Annotated in this window: 20 protein-coding genes; 2 read left to right on the plus strand and 18 right to left on the minus strand. The window is 69.6% G+C overall.

All coding sequences use genetic code 11. The annotated features are described in order from the left end of the window. Positions 1-3 precede the first annotated feature (3 nt). The 17 genes from ACLBWJ_RS03705 to ACLBWJ_RS03785 all read right to left on the minus strand — a co-directional run bounded on the left by ACLBWJ_RS03705 (position 4) and on the right by ACLBWJ_RS03785 (position 16,913). The gene (locus tag ACLBWJ_RS03705; RefSeq protein WP_112613964.1) at positions 4-582 is read right to left on the minus strand and encodes a DivIVA domain-containing protein; all 579 of its coding nucleotides are present in this window, start codon (positions 580-582) and stop codon (positions 4-6) included. A gap of 121 nt (positions 583-703) precedes the next feature. Next, a complete protein-coding gene (locus ACLBWJ_RS03710; RefSeq protein ID WP_112613962.1) occupies positions 704-1,006 on the minus strand; it encodes a YggT family protein in 303 nt (100 codons plus the stop codon). A 6-nt stretch (positions 1,007-1,012) separates the two neighbouring features. Further along, a complete protein-coding gene (locus tag ACLBWJ_RS03715; RefSeq protein ID WP_112613960.1) occupies positions 1,013-1,474 on the minus strand; it encodes a cell division protein SepF in 462 nt (153 codons plus the stop codon). Between the two features lie 31 nt (positions 1,475-1,505). Then, positions 1,506-2,192, minus strand: coding sequence for a YggS family pyridoxal phosphate-dependent enzyme (locus tag ACLBWJ_RS03720; RefSeq protein WP_274177637.1), 687 nt, complete (start codon positions 2,190-2,192; stop codon positions 1,506-1,508). Between the two features lie 12 nt (positions 2,193-2,204). Next, positions 2,205-3,356, minus strand: coding sequence for a cell division protein FtsZ (ftsZ, locus tag ACLBWJ_RS03725; RefSeq protein WP_323987504.1), 1,152 nt, complete (start codon positions 3,354-3,356; stop codon positions 2,205-2,207). A 194-nt stretch (positions 3,357-3,550) separates the two neighbouring features. Next, on the minus strand, positions 3,551-4,480 hold the full coding sequence (locus ACLBWJ_RS03730; protein ID WP_323987503.1) for an FtsQ-type POTRA domain-containing protein: 930 nt from the start codon (positions 4,478-4,480) through the stop codon (positions 3,551-3,553). Between the two features lie 144 nt (positions 4,481-4,624). Continuing rightward, positions 4,625-6,025: a UDP-N-acetylmuramate--L-alanine ligase gene (gene murC, locus ACLBWJ_RS03735; RefSeq protein ID WP_404568103.1), complete on the minus strand. Its 1,401-nt coding sequence runs from the start codon at positions 6,023-6,025 to the stop codon at positions 4,625-4,627. A gap of 49 nt (positions 6,026-6,074) precedes the next feature. After that, on the minus strand, positions 6,075-7,148 hold the full coding sequence (locus ACLBWJ_RS03740; RefSeq protein ID WP_447659742.1) for a UDP-N-acetylglucosamine--N-acetylmuramyl-(pentapeptide) pyrophosphoryl-undecaprenol N-acetylglucosamine transferase: 1,074 nt from the start codon (positions 7,146-7,148) through the stop codon (positions 6,075-6,077). 10 nt (positions 7,149-7,158) lie between these two features. Continuing rightward, positions 7,159-8,442 (minus strand): putative lipid II flippase FtsW, encoded by a 1,284-nt coding sequence (gene ftsW, locus ACLBWJ_RS03745; protein ID WP_323987500.1) that lies wholly within the window; start codon positions 8,440-8,442, stop codon positions 7,159-7,161. Then, the gene (gene murD, locus ACLBWJ_RS03750) at positions 8,393-9,940 is read right to left on the minus strand and encodes a UDP-N-acetylmuramoyl-L-alanine--D-glutamate ligase (RefSeq protein ID WP_447659743.1); all 1,548 of its coding nucleotides are present in this window, start codon (positions 9,938-9,940) and stop codon (positions 8,393-8,395) included. The genes ftsW and murD overlap by 50 nt, the downstream gene beginning before the upstream one ends. Continuing rightward, positions 9,937-11,046: a phospho-N-acetylmuramoyl-pentapeptide-transferase gene (gene mraY, locus ACLBWJ_RS03755; RefSeq protein WP_354450890.1), complete on the minus strand. Its 1,110-nt coding sequence runs from the start codon at positions 11,044-11,046 to the stop codon at positions 9,937-9,939. The genes murD and mraY overlap by 4 nt, the downstream gene beginning before the upstream one ends. Continuing rightward, complete coding sequence (locus ACLBWJ_RS03760) at positions 11,043-12,455, minus strand: UDP-N-acetylmuramoyl-tripeptide--D-alanyl-D-alanine ligase (RefSeq protein ID WP_323987497.1); 1,413 nt, start codon at positions 12,453-12,455, stop codon at positions 11,043-11,045. The genes mraY and ACLBWJ_RS03760 overlap by 4 nt, the downstream gene beginning before the upstream one ends. Before the next feature lie 28 nt (positions 12,456-12,483). After that, a complete protein-coding gene (locus ACLBWJ_RS03765) occupies positions 12,484-14,277 on the minus strand; it encodes a peptidoglycan D,D-transpeptidase FtsI family protein (protein WP_114587907.1) in 1,794 nt (597 codons plus the stop codon). Positions 14,278-14,282: 5 nt separating this feature from the next. Beyond that, a complete protein-coding gene (locus ACLBWJ_RS03770; RefSeq protein ID WP_112613940.1) occupies positions 14,283-14,903 on the minus strand; it encodes a hypothetical protein in 621 nt (206 codons plus the stop codon). Further along, complete coding sequence (rsmH, locus tag ACLBWJ_RS03775) at positions 14,900-15,859, minus strand: 16S rRNA (cytosine(1402)-N(4))-methyltransferase RsmH (RefSeq protein WP_274177631.1); 960 nt, start codon at positions 15,857-15,859, stop codon at positions 14,900-14,902. The genes ACLBWJ_RS03770 and rsmH overlap by 4 nt, the downstream gene beginning before the upstream one ends. Before the next feature lie 100 nt (positions 15,860-15,959). Next, positions 15,960-16,391, minus strand: a complete 432-nt coding sequence (gene mraZ, locus ACLBWJ_RS03780) for a division/cell wall cluster transcriptional repressor MraZ (protein ID WP_023951570.1) — start codon at positions 16,389-16,391, stop codon at positions 15,960-15,962. 150 nt (positions 16,392-16,541) lie between these two features. Beyond that, positions 16,542-16,913, minus strand: coding sequence for a DUF3040 domain-containing protein (locus tag ACLBWJ_RS03785; protein WP_112613936.1), 372 nt, complete (start codon positions 16,911-16,913; stop codon positions 16,542-16,544). 68 nt (positions 16,914-16,981) lie between these two features. Here ACLBWJ_RS03785 and ACLBWJ_RS03790 point away from each other — a divergent pair, with 68 nt between their 5' ends. Then, positions 16,982-18,055, plus strand: coding sequence for a polyprenyl synthetase family protein (locus ACLBWJ_RS03790; protein WP_447659744.1), 1,074 nt, complete (start codon positions 16,982-16,984; stop codon positions 18,053-18,055). A gap of 22 nt (positions 18,056-18,077) precedes the next feature. Here ACLBWJ_RS03790 and ACLBWJ_RS03795 read toward each other — a convergent pair whose 3' ends face one another. After that, positions 18,078-18,428 (minus strand): Rv2175c family DNA-binding protein, encoded by a 351-nt coding sequence (locus ACLBWJ_RS03795; RefSeq protein ID WP_447659745.1) that lies wholly within the window; start codon positions 18,426-18,428, stop codon positions 18,078-18,080. Between the two features lie 261 nt (positions 18,429-18,689). Between ACLBWJ_RS03795 and ACLBWJ_RS03800 the strand changes: the two genes are divergently transcribed. Continuing rightward, entirely contained in the window at positions 18,690-19,793 is a 1,104-nt protein-coding gene (locus ACLBWJ_RS03800) for a LysM peptidoglycan-binding domain-containing protein (protein ID WP_447659746.1), read from the plus strand. Positions 19,794-19,861 lie beyond the last annotated feature (68 nt).

Raw genomic sequence — 19,861 nt, forward strand, 5'->3', positions numbered from 1 at the left:
GGATTACGCGCCGGCCGAGACGCCGGTCGTGTCGAGGTCGCGGAGCTTGCTTTCGATGAAGCCGCGGAGCTGGCCGCGGTAGTCCTTCTCGAACTGCTGCAGCTCGGAGATACGACCTTCGAGCGACACGCGCTCGGCCTCGAGACGCGCCACCTCGTCGCGGCCGCGGGCCTCCGCCTCGGAGATGATCGACGCAGCCTGAGCCTGCGCGTCGGCGATGAGCTTGTCGCGCTGCGCCTTGCCCTCGGCCACGTGCTCATCGTGCAGGCGCTGGGCCAGCTCGATGATGCCGGCGGATGCGGCGGCGGGAGCCATGTCGGCGGCCGGGGCGGGCTGCTCGACGGCGGGAACCGGCGCGGGCACGTCCTCGACGACGGCGTCGTCGGCGGGAGCTGCAGCGGGCGTCTCACCCGACTCGTAGGCAGCGAGCTTCGCCTTGAGCTCGTCGTTCTCGGCGATCGTCTTGCGCCATTCCACGACGATCTCGTCGAGGAAGTCGTCGACCTCATCGGGGTCGAATCCTTCCTTGAAACGCACGTGCTGGAACTGCTTGGTGACGACGTCTTCAGGGGTCAAAGCCATGGTGTTGTCCTCTTTCAGGGCTCACGACGCGGGCCGGTCAGCCGGCACCCGCCGCAGCGGGCCGTACCCACCCAGCATAGTCCGACGCCTTCGCGGTCGCGACGATCCCGCCGCGACCGCCTCAGGAGAAGGCGATCACGCGGGTGATCGACAGCAGGATGAAGCACGCCAGCATGGTGAGCGGGAATGCCAGATCGATTGCGATGACGCCGAGTCGGATCGGAGGGATGACCCGGCGCAGTGTCTTGATCGGGGGGTCCGTGATCGTATAGACGACCTCGGCGAGCACGAGGGTGAAGCCCCGCGGGCGCCACTCCCGGTTGAACAGGGGAATGTACTCCAGGATCAGTCGGACGAACAGAACGAGGATGTACAGCAGCAGAGCGAAGTAGACGAGCGCGGCGATCAGCCGAACGACATCCACGTCAGGTCACTGCGCGAACGGCGCCGCCTCAGGCTCAGCCTGAGCCACAGCGCCGTCGCCGGAGACGGCGATGTTCTCGGGTGAGAGCAGGAACACCTTGCTCGTCACGCGCTCGATGCGGCCGTACAGACCGAGGGAGAGTCCGCTCGCGAAATCGATGAGGCGCCGCGCGTCGGCGTCGCTCATCTGCGAGAGGTTGATGATGACCGGCACACCCTCGCGGAAGTTCTCGGCGATGACCTGCGCATCGCGATACTGCTTGGGGTGAACGGTCAGAATCTCGCTGACGGTTCCCGTGGTGGGCTGACGCACGACCGCCGGACGGTGCAGCGGAGTCACCGGCGCGGCCGGCTTCTCGACGGGCTTGTCACGGCGGGCCTGCTGCTGCTCGGCCTGCGGCTCTTCGTACATTTCTTCCTCATCTGCGAGGCCCAGGTAAACCATGGTCTTCTTCAGCGGGTTCGACATCGCATCCTCCGTTTGCTCGTCTGTTCCGAGGCTATCCGCGGTCCGGGCGCGGTCCCGTGATTGCCGATCCGATCCGCAGGTGTGTCGCACCGGCGGAGATCGCTTCGACGAAATCGCCGGTCATCCCGGCGGAGATCCAGGTCGCGTCGGACGCGACGGAGCGCAGGGCGACGGACGCCTGCGCGAGACGGGCGAAGGCCGCGGCCGGCTCCTCGCCGAGGGGAGCCACAGCCATCACACCGCGCATCCGGAGACTCGTGCAGTGCTCCGCCACGTGGGCGGCGAGGGCCTCGACACCGCTCGGCGCGACGCCACCGCGGCCCGGGTCGTCGGTCAGATTGACCTGCACCAGCACATCGAGCGGCGCCCCCTCGGGAGCCGCCACATGGAGCGCGTCGGCAATACGCGCGCGATCCACCGAGTGGACGACATCCGCTGCGGCTCGCACGGCACGGGCCTTGTTCGTCTGCGCCTGCCCGATGAAATGCCAGTGCATGCCCTCGAGGTCGGCGAGCTCATCGTGCTTGGCGGTGAGCTCCTGCTGTCGGTTCTCCCCCACGTCGCGCACGCCGAGGGCGTGCAGCTCAGTGATGAGCCCCGGAGGGTGGAACTTGGTCACCACGATCCGCGTCACCTCATCCGCGGCGCGACCCGACGCCCGCATCGCAGCTGCGATGCGGGCGTCGACGTCGGCGAGCCGTGCGGCAAGGTCCGGCATGGATCGTTCGGTCTACTTCAGGAAGTCGGGGATGTCGAGGTCATCGTCACCGAAGACCGAGTCGTACGACTCGCTCTTCGCCGAGACCGGCACCGTCTCCTTGGCCTCACGACGCTCGACCGGCTCGGATGCCGCGGCCTGCTCAGCCGGGATCTCGGGGACCACCGGCGGCGCCGACAGCCGGGCGGCGGCGATCGGCTCGATGCGAGCCTGGGGCTCGCCGCCGTCGAAGCCCGCGGCGATGACGGTCACGCGAACCTCGTCGCCGAGGGTGTCGTCGATGACCGTACCGAAGATGATGTTGGCCTCGGGGTGCGCCGCCTCCTTGACGAGCTGCGCCGCGTCGTTGATCTCGAAGATGCCGAGGTTCGATCCACCCTGGATCGACAGCAGGACGCCGTGGGCGCCTTCGATCGAGGCTTCGAGCAGTGGCGACTCGACAGCCAGCTCGGCCGCCTTGATGGCGCGGTCGGCGCCACGAGCGGAGCCGATGCCCATGAGAGCCGAACCGGCGCCCTGCATGACCGACTTCACGTCGGCGAAGTCGAGGTTGATGAGGCCGGGCGTCGTGATGAGGTCGGTGATGCCCTGGACACCGGCGAGGAGCACCTGGTCGGCGGTCGCGAAAGCCTCGACCATCGAGATGCCACGATCGCTGATCTCGAGCAGGCGGTCGTTCGGGACGACGATGAGGGTGTCGACCTCTTCCTTCAGCTTCGACACACCGGCCTCGGCCTGGCTCTGGCGACGACGGCCCTCGAACGAGAAGGGCTTGGTGACGACACCGATCGTGAGCGCCCCGATCGACTTGGCGATCCGCGCCACGACAGGAGCACCGCCGGTACCGGTTCCGCCGCCCTCACCGGCGGTGACGAAGACCATGTCGGCACCTGCGAGCGCCTCCTCGATCTCCTCGGCGTGATCCTCTGCGGCGCGGCGACCCACCTCGGGGTCGGCGCCGGCACCGAGGCCTCGCGTCAGTTCGCGGCCGACGTCGAGCTTGACGTCCGCGTCGCTCATGAGGAGCGCCTGCGCGTCGGTGTTCACCGCGATGAACTCGACACCCCGCAGCCCCAGCTCGATCATCCGGTTGACGGCATTGACGCCGCCACCGCCCACACCGACGACCTTGATCACCGCGAGGTAGTTCTGGTTCTGGCTCATGCCGGCCTCCATCTCGTCCCGAACCCTGTTCGTAAACCTTCAACCTCACGTAGAGGTTTAAAGAATTGCCGGGTATGCAATTCCTGAGTTGAAGCTACGCACTCAGGGACTCACCCGCCGGACGTGCGCGGCGTGTCGCGACATCCCGTGTTGCGCGTTTCTCGGAGCAGCGGAAAAGGGGCAGGATCGACGCCTCAGCGGACGACTGCCGCCTGCGGCGACGACACGTCGTAGCCGGAGGCATCCGGCCGAGCAGCCATGAGCGCTTCGAGCGCCTGGACCTTCTTGGCCGAGTCGCTCGCCCCACCCCAGACCACCGAGCGGCCGTCGGTGAGCGTGAGCGTCACGTCGTTCGGCGTCGTCGCGGACAGCACCGTGACCTGGGTCCGCAGGGACTCCGGCAGCGAGCGGAAGACCTGCCCCGCGGCGGCGAAGGTGCTCGACGACAGGCCTCCCTCGACCTCGAGGAGCGGCTGGCCGGACGGCGGTTCCGGGGTGGTCGACAGCGCGACGCCCGCGGCATCGACCAGCGTGTAACCGGCCTCGCCCTGCACGGCGCCGACCGGTGTCCGCTCGACGATGCGAACCACGAGCTCGTGCGGAGGACGCGCTTCGAGGCTGTACGACTCGACCAGCGGGAAGGAGACGAGTGCTGCCTTCACAGCGCTCTCGTCGACGAGGGGCATCGGCGTCCCGATCTGACCCTCGAGCGCTGTCTCGACTGCGCCGGCGTCGAGTTGCGAGGTTCCCACGATCGTGACGCGTTCGACCGCGAACAAGGGGCTGTAGGCGGCGCCGATAGACCCGAGCACGAGAGCCGCCAGAACGCCGGCGGAGATCAGCCAGATACGTCTGCGCCGACGCTGACGTGCCGTGAAGCGCCGCACCTCGCGACGCAGCGCCCGCCGCCTCGCACGCGCCGCGCCCCACAGATCGCGCGCCGTGAGCGGCCGGTCGGGCTCGTCGACATCCGAGACATCGGATGCGGGCGGCGCCGCCGACTCTCCGCGGGCGGGCGGATCGAACGGGATGATCGGCGCTATCCCGTAATCGCGGCCGCGCTGGTGCCACAGCTCCTCGACGGGCTGGGTCTCGGTGGCGTCCGGCGAGACGCTTTCCGCCACGCCCGCACCCCGCTCATCGGCGTCGCGCCGCGGTGGGTCCACCCGCCGCGGAGCCGACGTGGGACGGTCGGCCGGCGCACTGGCGCCGTCCTGCCCGCCGCGCGGCCGCGGGGACGGTGGCAGCGGACTCGGGCGACGCACCGGCTACCCCTCCGCCCGGGCGAGCGACTCGAGCACCTGCGGGATGATCAGGTTGACGTTGCCGCAACCGAGGGTGACGATGAAGTCGCCCTCGCGCGCGACGCCCGCCGCGTAGTCGGCGGCCTCCTGCCAATCGGCGACGAAGTGCACGTGCCCGGGGTCGGTGAACGCGCCGCTGACCAACTCGCCCGTCACTCCCGGCACCGGATCTTCGCGCGCTCCGTACACATCCAGGACGACCGTGTGGTCGGCATGGGTCTCGAGCACGTCGGCGAACTCGCGGAACATCTCCTGCGTGCGCGAGTACGTGTGCGGCTGATGCAGGGCGATGATCCGCCCGCCGCCCACGACGGTCCGCGCGGCGGAGAGCGCCGCGGCCACCTCGGTCGGGTGGTGCGCGTAGTCGTCGTAGACGCTGACGCCCCGGGTGACGCCGTGGAGCTCGAACCGTCGGGCCGTGCCGCCGAATCCTTCCACCGCTCGGAGGGCGCGCTCGAGCTCGTATCCGAGGGCGACGAGCACGGCGACGGCGCCCGCCGCGTTGATCGCGTTGTGGGCGCCCGGCACCGAGAGCCGGCCGTGGGCCGTCTCTCCCCCGGCGGTGAGCGAGAACGACACCGGCCCGTCCGTCACGATGTCGGAGACGCGGACGTCGGCGTCGGCGGCCTCACCGAAGGTGACGACGCGTCGGTGGCTGAGGGCGGCCGCGACGCGTGCTGCACCCGGGTCGTCGGCGGAGATGACGACGGCCTCGCGCGCGCCATCCGCGAAGCGGACGAAGCCGTCGTAGAACGACTCTCGGGTCTGCCAGTGATCGAGGTGATCCGGATCGACGTTCGTGATGAGGGCGATGGAGGTGTCGTAGAGAAGGAAGGTGCCGTCGGACTCGTCGGCTTCGATGACGAATACATCGTCGTCTCCGGTCGCGCTCGAGACACCCAGGTCGGCGATGACACCGCCGTTCACGAAGGTCGGCCGCGTCCCGAGACCACGGAGCGCCGTGACGATCATGCCCGTGGAGGTCGTCTTGCCGTGCGCACCCGCCACCGACACGAGTCGGCGGCCGCCGACGAGCCAGTGCAGGGCCTGCGAGCGGTGGATGACGTGCAGGCCGCGCTCCTTGGCGAGGAGGAACTCGGGGTTCTCGGGCCAGATCGCCCCGGTGTGGACGACCGTGTCGGCGTCATCGGGAAGATGCGCCGCGTCGTGTCCGATGTGGACGTCGGCGCCGCGGGCGGCCAGCGCGCGCATCGCAGGGCTGTCGGCCCGGTCGGATCCCGAGACGCGGATGCCGCGGTCGAGGAACATCCCGGCGAGGCCGGACATGCCCGATCCACCGATGCCGATGAAGTGCGCGGCGGTGATGTCGGCGGGGATCGGGAGGCTCAAGTCGGGTCTGATCATGACCCGTCAAGTCTAGGTCGCCCGGCTGACAGCACCGCCCGCCACGCCCTCAGCGTCGCTGCGCGGCATCCAGGAGGGCCACCACGTTCGCCGCCCCCTCGCGTGTGCCGACGGCGCCGGCTGCGCGCCGCATCCGCTCCAGTTCGTCGCCATCGCTCAGCAGGGGCACGACCTCGGAGCGAACGCGCTCGGGCGTGAAGTCGGCGTCGTCGATGATGCGCGCGGCTCCGGCGCGGACGGCTCCCGCGGCGTTCAGCGCCTGCTCGCCGTTTCCCACCGCGTAGGGCACGTAGACGGCGGGGATGCCGAGCGCGCTGACCTCGCTCACCGTCGCCGCCCCTGAGCGCGAGACCACGACGTCGGCGAGGGCGAACGCCAGGTCCATTCGATCGAGATAGGGCACGACCCGGTAGTCCGGCGACGCGGCCTCGGAGACCTCGTTGCGCTCGCCCGACGCGTGCAGCACCTGCCAGCCGGCATCGACGATGTCTCGCCACGAGCCCGCGAGCGCCTCGTTCAGCCGACGAGCGCCCAGCGAGCCTCCGAAGACCAGCACGACGGGGCGCGCGGGGTCGAGACCGAAGGCCGCCGCAGCCTCGGCACGACGCGCCGCCCGGTCGAGGTCGACGATCTCGCGGCGAAGCGGCATTCCGACCACCTGCGCACCGCGCAGCGGGGTGCCGTCGAACACGATGCCCGTCGCGGCCGCGCGTCGGGCGCCGAGCACGTTCGCGAGCCCGGGACGGGCGTTCGCCTCGTGGACGACGTAGGGCACGCCCTCGCGGCGCGCCGCGACGTAGGCCGGAGCGGCGGCGTAGCCACCGAAACCGGCGACGACGTCGACTCCTCGCTCGCGGATGTAGGCGCGCACCTGCGCGACCGCACGCAGCCAACGGGCCGGGAAGCGGATCGCGGCACCGTTCGGACGCCGGGGGAAGGGCACCTTGTCGACGATCAGCAGTTCGTAGCCCCGTTCGGGGACCAGCCGGGACTCGAGCCCCTCGCGGGTTCCGAGTACCAGAACCGTGTCGTCGGGTCGTCGGTCGCGCAGGGCATCGGCCACGGCGAGAAGCGGATTGACATGGCCCGCCGTGCCGCCGCCTGCCAGAAGGTAGGTCGTCACTGCACCGAGCCTACCGGCGGGCCGAGCGTGCCTCGGCGCCCGCGGGACGCACCGGTCGCGCCCCCGAGGCGACCTCGAGCGCCGGAGCGCGAACGGGCAGCGTCCGCGCGAACGAGAGCAGAACCCCGGTCGCCAGCAGACCCGACACGAGAGAGGTCCCGCCCTGCGACATGAAGGGCAGCGGCACGCCCAGGACCGGGAAGATGCGCAGGACGACGCCGATGTTCACGAGCGCCTGACCCACGATCCAGATCGTGATGCCGCCCGAGACGATCCGCACGAACGGATCGTGGGTCTTGCGCACGATGTGGAAAGCCCCGACGGCGTAGAGCGCGAAGAGAGCGAGGACGACGGCGCAGCCGATGAGGCCGAGCTCCTCCCCCACGATCGCGAAGATGTAGTCGTTCGCGGCGGCGGGCAGCCACTGGTACTTCTCGCGCGAGTTGCCGAGCCCCAGACCGAAGATGCCGCCGCTCGCGAGCGCCCAGATCCCGTGGAGGGGCTGGTAGCACGAACCCGCATCGGCGAAGTAGCAGTCGGTCGAGTCGACGTTGAGGAAGCTCATGATGCGCGCCATGCGGTTCGGGCTCGTGACCGCGAACACCGCAGCAGCAGCCACGACCAGGATCAACGGGATCACGAAGAGCCGAAGCTTGACGCCGGAGAAGAAGAGGCAGCCGAGGAGGATCGCCATGAGGATCATCGCCGTGCCCAGATCGTGACCGCCCATGACGGTGCCGATCACCAGAGCGCCGACGGGAACGACCGGGATGAACACGTGCTGCCACTTCGACAGGAGCGTCTGCTTCCGGTAGAGCACGAAGCCCAACCACACGGCGAGGGCGAGTTTGAGGAACTCCGACGGCTGCGCCTGGAACCCGAAGACCGAGATCCAGTTGGTGTTTCCATCGTTGCGGACGCCGAGGCCGGGCACGAAGACGAGCAGCTGCAGAAGGATGCCGGCGACGAGGGCCGGCCACGCGATGCGTTTCCAGAACCGCAGCGGCATCCGGCTCGCGATGAACATCAGCGGGATGCCGAGCAGCGCGAACACCGCTTGCTTCAGCACCGTCTCGAAGGGGCTCGCGTTGGCCGTCGCCATCGTCGCCGACAGCACCATCACGAGGCCGAAGCCGGTCAGGATGAGGGCGGTCGAGGCGAGCAGCAGGAATTCGCTGGGCACCGGCGCGAACACGCGCCCCAGCGACACACGCGCCGCGAAGCCGCTCCGCGTCTGACCGTCGTCAGCGAGCTTCTTCGGCGGGGGCGTCGGGCGGCTCGGCGTCGTGGTCACCGTCTCCCCTTCCGATCCGTTCGCGCACGGCCTCCGCGAAGCGACGACCGCGGTCTGCGTAGGAGGCGAACTGATCGAACGACGCCGCAGCGGGTGCGAGGAGCACGACATCCCCGTCACCGGCGACGCCGGCCGCCAGTTCGACGACCCGTGCCATGACATCCTCAGTCTGAGTCGCCTCGACCTCGATCACCGGAACCGCGGGGGCGTGTCGCGCGAACGCGGCGAGCACGGCGGTGCGGTCCTCGCCGATGACGATGGCCGCTTTGGTCGCCGCACCTCGTCCCGCGACGAGTTCGGAGATGTCGACGCCCTTGAGGAGCCCGCCCACGACCCAGATCGCGCCCGGGAAGGCGGCGAGCGACGAGGCCGCCGCGTGCGGGTTGGTCGCCTTCGAGTCATCCACCCAGGTCACGCCCGACACGCGAGCGACCACTTCGATCCGGTGCGGGTCGAGGCGGAACGCCAGCACCGCCTCGCGGATGGCGGCGGGTTCGACATCGAGCGAGCGAGCGAGGGCCGCCGCGGCGAGAATGTTCGCGACGATGTGAGGAGCCGCGAGGCCGCGCGCCGCGAGCTCGACGACCGTCGTCAGTTCGAGAGCCGACGAACGCCGGTCCTCATGGAAGGCGCGATCGACGAGGATGCCGTCGACGACCCCGAGATCGCTCGGGCCCGGAACCCCCAGGTCGAACCCGATGGCGCGGCAGCCCTCGACGACCTCAGCCTCCTCGACCATCTCGCGGGTGGCGGCATCCGACTTGTTGTAGACGCACGCGACGCGGGTGTTCTCGTACACGACGGCCTTCGCGTCGCGGTACGCCGCGAATGAACCATGCCACTCGAGGTGATCGTCCGCGAGGTTCAAGCACACGCTCGCGTGAGGCGAAAGCCGGTCGGGGCCCTCGGCCAGGCCGAGGTACCAGAGCTGATGGCTCGACACCTCGACGACGAGGACGTCGAAACCACCCGGATCGCGGACGGCGTCGAGTACCGGGACGCCGATGTTGCCGCACGGGGCGGCCCGCAGCCCGCCGGCGGCCAGCATGGCCGCGGTGAGCTGCGTCGTGGTCGTCTTGCCGTTCGTGCCCGTGATGAGCACCCAGTCAGCCGGGCTGCCGTCAGGACGGACGACCTTGTCGCGCACGCGCCACCCGAGCTCGATGTCGCCCCAGACGGCGATCCCGTTCTCGCGGGCCCAGCGGATCACCGGGTGGTGCGGGGGGAACCCGGGGGATGCGATCACGACCTCCGGCGTGTGCGCGACGACCGTCTCCGGGACGCTCTGCAAGGAGCCGTCATGGAGCGAGACGCCGATGACGGGCAGAAGCCGCGCGTACTCGGCATCCGCGCCCTCGGTGGCAACGAGCACATCGGCGCCGAGCTCGGCGAGGGTGTCAGCGACGGAGAAGCCGGTGACCGACAGCCCGAGGACGACGACGCGGAGTCCGCGCCAGTCAGCGTGCCAGCTCGTGAGGCTGTCCAGACGGGTGGTCATACCGCTGCCAGCCATGCGACGTAGAAGAGACCGACGCCGCCGACCGCCAGCATTCCGGCGATGATCCACATCCGGACGACGATCGTCACCTCGGGCCACCCCCGCATCTCGAGGTGGTGGTGGAACGGGCTCATGAGGAACAGGCGCTTACCGCCGGTGGCCTTGAAGTAGTAGCGCTGGAGGATCACCGAGCCGGGCGCGATGATGAACACGCCGGCGATGATGACCGCGAGCAGCTCGGTGCGCGAGAGCACGGCCATGGCGACGATGACCCCACCGATCGCCATCGATCCGACGTCACCCATGAAGATCTTGGCCTTGGGCGCGTTCCACCAGAGGAACCCGACGAGCGCCCCGACGAAGGATGCCGAGATGATGGTGAGATCCATCGGGTCGTTGGTCGTGTAGCAGGCGGACTCGTACGCCGGCACGAGAGCACCGCTCGCGCAGCGCTGCTGGAACTGCCAGAAGGTGACGAGGCTGTAAGCCGACACGGTGAAGATGCCCGCGCCGGTCGCGAGCCCGTCGAGTCCATCGGTCAGATTCGTCGCGTTCGACCAGGCCACCGCCTGGAACGAGATCCACGCGAGGTAGAGAAGCCAGCCGGCGACACCGCCGAGCGCCATGAACGACAACCAGTCGATGTCGCGGAACAGCGAGATGAAGGGGCGACCGACCGGCTCGCCGCCGTCGTTGGGCACGAGCAGGGCGAGGATGCCGAAAGAGACTGCCACGATCACCTGGCCGGCGACCTTGCGCCATCCGGACAGCCCCAGGCTGCGCTGCGAGCGCACCTTCATGTAGTCGTCGATGAACCCGACGATCCCCAGCCCGACCATCATCCAGATGACCAGGAGACCCGACATCGATGGCGGCGCCCCGCCGGTCAGCGTCCCCACGAGGTAGCCGACGATCGTGCCGCAGATGAAGATGATTCCGCCCATCGTGGGCGTTCCACGCTTGGCGTGGTGACTCGGGTTCGTCGCGTCGTCCGGCGTGCGGATGACCTGGCCCCAGCCGAGCTTCTCGAAGATCCGGATGAACAGGGGCGTCAGGAAGAGTGTGAACGCGAGCGAGATCGTCGCGGCCGTCAGCAGAGATCTCACGAGAAGAATTCTCCCAGACGATCACCGAGGTGCCGCAGCCCCGCGGAGTTCGACGACTTCACCAGCACGCGATCGCCCGCCCGCAGCTCCTCGATGAGGTAGTCGTACGCGGCATCGGCGTCGGCGAAGAACACCGCCTCGCCGTCCCACGACCCCTCGCCGATCGCAGCGAGGTACAGGCGTCGCGCCTCGGCGCCGACGACCACGATCCGCTCGATGCGGAGGCGGACGGCCTGGAGGCCGACGCGATCATGCTCGTCACCGGCGAACTCACCGAGCTCGCTCATCGCACCGAGCACGGCCACCTTGCGCTCGCCGGGCTGCGTGATCTGCGCGAGAGTGCGCAGAGCTGCGGCCATCGAGTCGGGGCTCGCGTTGTAGGCGTCGTTGATGATGCGCACGGACTCCGACCCGAGCGGCTGCATCCGCCAGCGCTCTGCGAGCTCGACCGTCTCGAGCCGCGCGATGGCGTCTTCGAGCGCGACCCCGAGCTCGAGAGCCGCGGTGATCGCGGCCAACGCGTTCATGACGTGATGCTCGCCGAGGACCCGCAACCGCAACGGCATCCGCTGGTCGCCGACCACGACGACGCACGAGGTCCCCGATGCATCCACCTCGACGTCGTCCGCACGCACCTCTGCCGCGGCGCCCCGCCCGAACCAGCGGACGCGGACGTCACGAGCCTCCGCGACCGCAGCCATCGTCGCGACGCGCGCGTCGTCGGCGTTGAGGACGGCCACGCCGCCGGGACGGACCGCCTCGACCAGCTCGGTCTTGGCCTTCAGCGTCGCCTCGACGCCGCCGAACCCGCCCGCGTGCGCCATGCCGACCATGAGGACCACTCCGACGTCGGGGGTCACGAGACCGGCCAGACGTGCGATCTGACCCGAGCCGTCCGCACCGAACTCGCTAACGAGGAAACGCGTGTCGGCGGCGACACGAAGCATGGTCAACGGCGCACCGACGGAGTTGTTGAACGACGCCCGCGGCGCGACCGTCGGCCCCTCCCCCTCGAGGATGCGCGCGAGGAGGTTCTTCGTCGTGGTCTTGCCGTTGGAGCCGGTGATCCCCACGACGCGGAGATCACCCGTCGCGCGCACGCGTCCGACGACCTCGCGAGCGAGGTCAGCCAGCGCCGTCACGGCGTCGGCGACGACGATCTGCGTGATCTCGGCGTCGACGAGGTGCTCGACGACCGCCAGCGCGGCTCCGGCCTCGGCGGCCGCCGGCACGAAGAGGTGACCGTCGGTCGCCTCGCCCGGCTTGGCCACGAAGACGTCGCCCGGACCGATGTTCCGCGAGTCCGTGTCGACCGTCCCTTCGACCCGGGTGTCGGGAGCGTCGCTCCCGGCGAGGTGGAGGGTGCCGGAGAGCACTCGAGCGATGTCGGACAACGGAAGGGAGATCATGTTCAATCCTCGGACGCGCTGATGCGCATCACTGGGTCACGGGGAGCAGTGGCGTCTGCGAGTCGGACGGCATGATCCGGTAGTGCTTGAGCACCTGGGTCATCGCCTTCTGGAACGCCGGCCGGTTCGCTGCCGAAAGGCGCAGGGTCTTCGGCTCGTCGAATGCCGTCAGGACAACATACTTCGGATCGTCGGCGGGTGCGTAGCCGACCAGCGACGTGTAGTACAGGTTGTCCTTGTACGCGCCGGTGTTCGGATCGACCTTCTGAGCGGTTCCCGTCTTGCCCGCCATACGGTACCCGGGGATCGCGATGTCGTCCGCGAGGGTCCCCTGAGCGAAGACGTTCTCGAGCATCTCGCTCACCTGGCTGGCGGTGCTCTCCTTGATCACGCGCACCGGCTCGGGAAGATCCGGCTCGGTCACTGTTCCGTCCGACGCCGTGCAGGACTCGACGAGGCTCAGCGGCTCGCGCACACCGCCGTTGGCGATCGTCTGATACACCGATGCCACCTGCGGCGCCGTCACGGTGAAGGCCTGGCCGAACGTCGTCGTGTAGTAGGTCTGGCTGTCCCACTGGTCGGTCGGGATGTACGTGCCCTTGGGTTCACCCGACCAGTTGAGCGCGGTGCCCTCTCCGACACCGAACTTCTTGAGGTACTCCAGCCGGGTCTCGGGGTCGACCTGCGAACCGAACTGCGACAGGGCGACGTTGGACGACGTGACGAGCCCTCCCGTGAGCGTCAGGTTCTGGGCCTCGTGGTGCTCCGAGTCGTTGACGACGGCTCCGTTGGGGAATTCCATCCGATCGGGTGACCATGCGGTCGAGAGCGGGGTCAGCCCCGCCGCTTCGATGGCGGTCGCGGCCGTCACCGGCTTGAAGGTCGATCCCGGCTCGTACGAGTCGCGGAAGAGGCGGCTGCCCCGGTCCGCGGGATCGGATGCCGCGATGTCATTGAGGTCGACGCTGGGGTACTCGGCAGCGGCGCGGATCTTCCCCGTGGCGACCTCGACCACGAGGATCGAGCCGCTCTCGGCGCCGAGGTTCTGCGTCTGCTCGGCGATGAGCTGCTGCATGTACCACTGCAGGTCGCGGTCGATCGTGAGACGGAGCGTCCCGCCGTTCACCGGGGCGGGGTCTTCGATCTCCGTCCCGGGGATGACGACGCCGTCGAGGCTGCGCATGTAGCGGACCTTGCCGTCGCTGCTCTGCAGGCACGAGTTCTGCAGAGCCTCCATGCCCTCGAGCGGCGCTTCGTCCGAGCCGACGAAACCGATGACGTTGCCCGCCACCGCCCCGTCGGGGTAGGTCCGGTGGGGGTGGGGGTCGAACCCGACGAACGGGAGCTTCAGATCGGCGAGAGCGCGGTACTGGGCCGTCGAGATCCCCCGCTCGAGGTACGCGAATCGCGACTCCGGGTCGGCGGCGACGGCCGTCGTGACGATGCCCTCGACCTCGGCGGCATCCTGCCCGGTCACGGCGGCGATCTCGGCGGCCAGCTCGGGCCAGGTGACCGTGACCGTCTGACCGTCGTCGTTCTTGCGCTTGATCCCCTCGATCGCCAGCTTCGGGTCGATCTTCGCGTCGTAGACGGAGGTCGTCGTGGCGAGGGTCGCGCCGTTGGTGTCGGTGATGTCGCCGCGCGTCCCGAACAGGTCGGTCCCGGCCTCCATCGCGAGGTTGCGGGCGTCGGCCTCGTGCTCCTCGGCGTTGACGACCTGGATGTCGACGAGCCGGACGATGAACGCGACGAGGACGGTGAGGACGACGAGGAGTGCGACGACCGTACGGCGGCGCGGACTGCGGGTGGCTCGTGTCGTCATGTGTCTCAGTGTGTGGTCGGGGCGGGCAATCCGTCGGCGATGGGCGGGGGTGTCGCTCGATCGGCACCGACCAGCTCGTCGGTGCTCGTGCCGGTCTCGAGGCTGGCAGCGGGATCGGTGACCAGCGGGACGCCGGCGACGAGCGAATTGGCGACGGCGGCGCGGCCGAGGGCGTCGACGTTCGAGTGCGCGCCCGCGGCGCTGGCGGATCCGAGCACGGCGCCGTCGCTGAGTCGCAGATAGTTCGGAGACTCGGCGATCACCATGCCCAGGGCGGTCGCATTGGCCGCGAGGTACTGAGGTGAGGCGAGTCCCGCGAGATCATCCTCGATGATCTGCTTCTGCCAGGTGAGCTGCCGCTGCTGCTGCGAGAGCGAGGAGATCTCATACGAGGTCTGGGTCGTGAGGATCGACAACCCCATCTGCACCGCCCCGATGAGCACCGCGCCCGACACGGCGATGACGCCGTAGAGCATGCGCGGGCGACGCCGACGGGAAGCGCCGGCGACGAGGCGCAGATCGCGCTGACGCTCCCGCTCCCCCTCGCGCGGCAGGCGACCGGGAACGCTCGCGAAGAAGTCGTCGCCGAGCGGCGATGGGATGCGGGCGGTGTTGTCGGCAGTCACGAGGCCTCCCTCATCCGTTCCGCCGCACGCAGCCGGACCGGCGTCGCGCGGGGATTGCGTTCACGTTCTTCCTCGGACGCCAGTTCCGCGCCGCGGACCAGCAGCCGGAACCGCGGCGCATGCTCGGGGAGCTCGACGGGCAGGCCGCTGGGGGCAGTCGATGACGACGCCTCGGCGAGCACGCGCTTGACCGCGCGGTCTTCGAGCGACTGGTACGACATCACGACGATGCGTCCACCGAGGGCCAGCGCGTCGAGCGCCGCCGGCAGCGCGCGCTCGAGCACGGCGAGCTCGGCATTGACCTCGATGCGCAGGGCCTGGAACACGCGCTTCGCGGGGTGCCCGGAACGGTCGCGCTGCACGGCGACCGGGGTCGCGGCGATGAGGACGTCGACGAGCTGACCTGATCGTGTCAGCGGCGCCCGGCCCCGCGCCTCGATGATGGCCCGCGCATACCGCCCTGCCAGCTTCTCCTCGCCGTAGCGCTCGAAGATGCGCCGCAGGTTGCCCTCGCTGTAGGTCGCGAGGATCTCTGCCGCGGTCGTGCCCGCAGTCTGATCCATACGCATGTCTAGAGGAGCATCCTGGGCGTAGGCGAACCCTCGCTCTGCCTCATCGAGCTGGAGGGACGAGACACCCAGATCGAACAGGATGCCGTCCACGCGCCGGATGCCGAGCGAATCGAGGGCCTCGCGGATGCCGTCGTAGACGGTGTGGACGAGGTCGACGCGGTCTCCGAACCGGGCGAGGCGCTCTCCCGCGATGCGCAGGGCGTCGGTGTCACGGTCGAGCCCGACGAGCCGAACGCCGGGGAACCTCTCGAGAAGCGCTTCTGAGTGACCGCCCATGCCTTCGGTCGCGTCGACGACGACGGCGCCCTCGCGGTCGAGCGCGGGCGAGAGCAGCTCGACGCAGCGGTCGAGCAGGACGGGGGTGTGGATGTCGTCGTTCGTCATGGTCGTGGCGGGACGGGTCCCGGAGCCCTGATCCCCCTCCGCTGCGACCTGACACCGGGGAAGTGCGTCAGGGCCAGCGGCTGAGGATCACGGCCACGGGTCAGAAGAGTCCCGGGATCACCTCCTGCTCCATGTCGGAGTAGGCGTCTTCGTTGCCTGCGGCGTAGGCGTTCCAGGCATCCGCGTCCCAGATCTCGGCGTGCGCGCCGACACCGGTCATGACCAGTTCGCGCCCCAGCCCGGCGTAGGTGCGCAGGTGCGGCGGCACGGTGATGCGGTTCTGGCTGTCGGGCTTCTCCGCGCTCGCGCCGGAGAGGAACATCCGCTGGAAGTCACGCGCCTGCTTGTTCGTGAGAGGCGCTTCGCGGATGCGCTCGTAGACACGCTCGAACTCCACCGTGCTGAACACGTAGAGGCACCGCTCCTGTCCGCGCGTGACGACGACACCGGGGCCGAGGTCGTCGCGGAATTTGGCGGGGAGGATGACGCGGCCCTTCTCGTCGAGCTTGGGGGTGTGCGTGCCGAGAAGCATGGTGCTCCACCACCCCCTCCCGGCCCGTCGGTGGCCACCACTTTACTCCACTTTCCTCCACTTCACTATGGCCACAGCACCCATTCCTCCCCAGGGCACAAAAAAGAGCACCGACCCGAAGGTCGGTGCTCTGAGGAGAAGCGGGATGCGTCAGCGTTCGCCGTTGCGGCGGTCCCAGCGGTCGTTCATCCGGTCCATGAAATTCGAGGACCGGGCGGCGGGCTTTCGCGTGCCGGTGGTCGCCGTCGGTCGGCTCGCTGTTCCGTTGCGAGAGGGCGTCAGCGCCAGCACGACCCCGCCCACCATGACGAGGAAGGCCACGACGCCGATCGCGATGATGCTGCTCGAGACGCCGGCGATGAGACCGCCGAGACCGAGGAGGACGAGCACCGCACCGTAAACGATGTTGCGGTAGCTGAGGGACTGACCTTCGCGCGGAGCACTGACGACGTCTGCTTCATTGCGCATGAGATGGCGTTCCATCTCGTCAAGCAGCCGCTGCTCCTGTTCTGACAGTGGCATGCATCCCCCTCTGTTCGGGTACCGATGCGCCCGATTCTACGCGCGCTGATGAGAACTAGGCTAGGCCTGTGACGAGCTCCGCCGACCCGATCTCGACCGTTTCCCAGCGACTGGAAAGCTTCGCGGCGGAACGGCGGGCCGAGGCCGCCGATCTCGGGGCCGAAGCGGTCGATTTCGTCGACCGCGCCTTCGTCGCCGTCGCCGGCGGCAAACGCCTCCGCGCGCGGTTCCTGACGGCAGGGCACGCGGTGGCCGGGGTCTCTTCCGACGACGCCGACATCGCAGGTGTCGCCGCTTCCCTGGAGATCTTCCATGCGGCCGCGCTCGTGCACGACGATCTGGTCGACAACTCGGACACGCGACGAGGACGCCCCGCCGCCCATCGCGCCCTCGAGGAGGCGCATCGCCGATCCGGCTGGCTCGGTGACGCCGACGCGTTCGGACGGGCCGCCGCGATCCTGCTCGGCGACCTGCTCATCGCCTGGAGCGACGACCTCCTCGAAGAGGCCGTCGACGGACACCGCTTCGCGTCGGACGTCCGCCGCCAGTACGCGACGATGCGGCGCGATGTCACGGTCGGGCAGTATCTGGACGTGGCCGAAGAGGCCGCGTGGGCCACGGCACCCGACCACGAGCACGCCGCCCGAGCACTGCGGGTCGCGTCCTACAAGTCCGCTCGATACAGCGTGCAGCAGCCCCTCCTGATCGGCGCGGCACTCGGCGGCGCCACCGCGGCCCAGCGCGAGGCCCTCGCTGAGTTCGGCCACTCCGTCGGTCTCGCCTTCCAGCTGCGCGATGACGTATTGGGCGTCTTCGGCGACCCCGCGGTGACGGGCAAGCCGTCCGGCGACGATCTCCGCGAGGGCAAGCGGACCGTCCTCATCGCTTACGCGCGCGAAGCGATGGACGCCGACGGCCGCGCCGACCTCGATGCTGCGCTCGGCGACCGGGCACTCGACGAGGCGACCATCCGACGCCTGCAGCGGGTCATCGACGAGAGCGGCGCCGTCCAGCGCCTCGAACAGGAGATCGCGCAGCTCGCCGCCGCAGCCGATGCGGCGCTCGATGACGCGCCGATCGGTGGTGCCGAGATCGCAACGCTCCGAGAGATCGGACAGGCCGCGATCCAGCGGACCGCCTGAGCGTCCGGAGCCTCTGCTCCGGTCAGGCGAGCGTCTGCGCGACCCTGCGGACCTCGGTCTTCCGTCCTGCGCGCAGGGCGGCGATGGGAGCGGCGCCGATGGAGTCCTCGGTGGCGAACAGCCAGTCGATCGCCTCGTCGTCCGAGAACCCGGCGTCGTGCAGCACGGTGATAGTGCCCCGGAGCGACGACAGCGGCGCGCCGTCGAGGAAGAAGGCCTCCGGCACGCGAAGCGTTCCGTCCCGACGCGAGCCGATGAGGTGATTCTCATCCAGCAGTCGCCGGACGCGGCTGAGCGTCTCGCCCGTCAGCTCGACGACCTCGGGCAGTGTCAGCCAGGACAGGGGAACGGCGGGGTAATCGCGAGTGCTCACCCCTTCACTATGTCACTTCCGATCGGCGTCCCGGCCCGCCGTCGGGTCGGCTTTCACACGAGTCACAGCAGTCACTTCGGTTGACACCTCTCACAGCAACATGTCAGCGTTTCCGAGACCTCCGAGAAGGGACCCTCCGTGCGCCGCGACTCGAACTCTCCCCCGCACCGCCCGCGACCACGCCTGCGTAGCGCCGTCGCACCCGCCGTCGTCGGTTCCATCGCGCTCAGCCTGACCGCGCAGCCGGCGACGGCAGCGCCGATGACCGAGACCGCCCAGCGCGACGCGGTCCCCGGCGCGTCGTTCCGAGCCGCCACGGTCGGCACCGCGGGCCCGGTGCGCCCGCTCTCGTCGCGTCCCGCAGAGCACACCGTCGTGCTCGGCGACACCGTCAGCCGCATCGCGTCCGCTTACGGACTTCGCACGGTCGATCTCCTGGCCTGGAACGGTTTGAATTGGTCGTCGGTCATCCGCCCCGGCGACCGCATCCGGTTGAGCGCGGAGCCGGGCGCCTCGGCGACGCCGGCTGCGGTCCCCGTAGCCCAGACCACCTCGACGGGACTCACCCATACCGTCGCGAGCGGCGACACCCCGTGGTCGGTCGCTCAGGCTCACGGCGTCGACGTCGCCACACTCCTGGCAGCGAACGGGCTCGCGGACGGTGCCGTGATCTTCCCCGGTCAGACGCTCGCGGTCCCAGGGTCGCCCTCGGCCGCCCCGACCCCGGCGCCCGCAGCCGCGGACGCCTCGCAGTCCGTGCCGATCGCCGCCGCGGCGCACACCGTGTCGGCAGGCGACACGCTGTCGGCGATCGCCGCCGCTCACGGTCTCGGCCTCGACGCCGTACTCGCGGCGAACGGGCTCGACCGCTCCTCGATCATCTATCCCGGCCAGCAGCTCGTGATCCCGGGAGCCGCCGCAGCACCCGCCGTCCAGACCGCCGCTCTCCCCGACCTCGGCCTCGACGCGGAGCAGATCACCAACGCGCGGCTGATCATCCAGGTCGGTCGGGAACGCGGCGTTCCCGACCGCGGGATCGCGATCGCCCTGGCGACTGCGATGGTCGAGTCGTGGATCCGCAACCTCGACTGGGGCGACCGCGACTCGCTCGGCCTCTTCCAGCAGCGTCCGAGCACCGGGTGGGGCACCCCCGATCAGGTGCGCGATCCCGCTCGCTCCATCGCCACGTTCTACGGCGGCGCGGCCGATCCCAACGGCACCGCGACGCGCGGACTGCTCGATATCCCGGGGTGGGAGAGCCTCGCCTTCACCGACGCCGCGCAGGCCGTGCAGATCTCCGCCTACCCCGAGCGCTACGGCGAGTGGGAGCAGCAGGCCTATCGCTGGCTCGCCGCACTCGGCTGACTCCGAGAACGCTCGGAAGCCATGTCGCCGACGCACGAGGGTGAGCCGTTGCCCAGGCTCGCAGCATC

This window comes from Microbacterium sp. M4A5_1d (assembly GCF_053345465.1).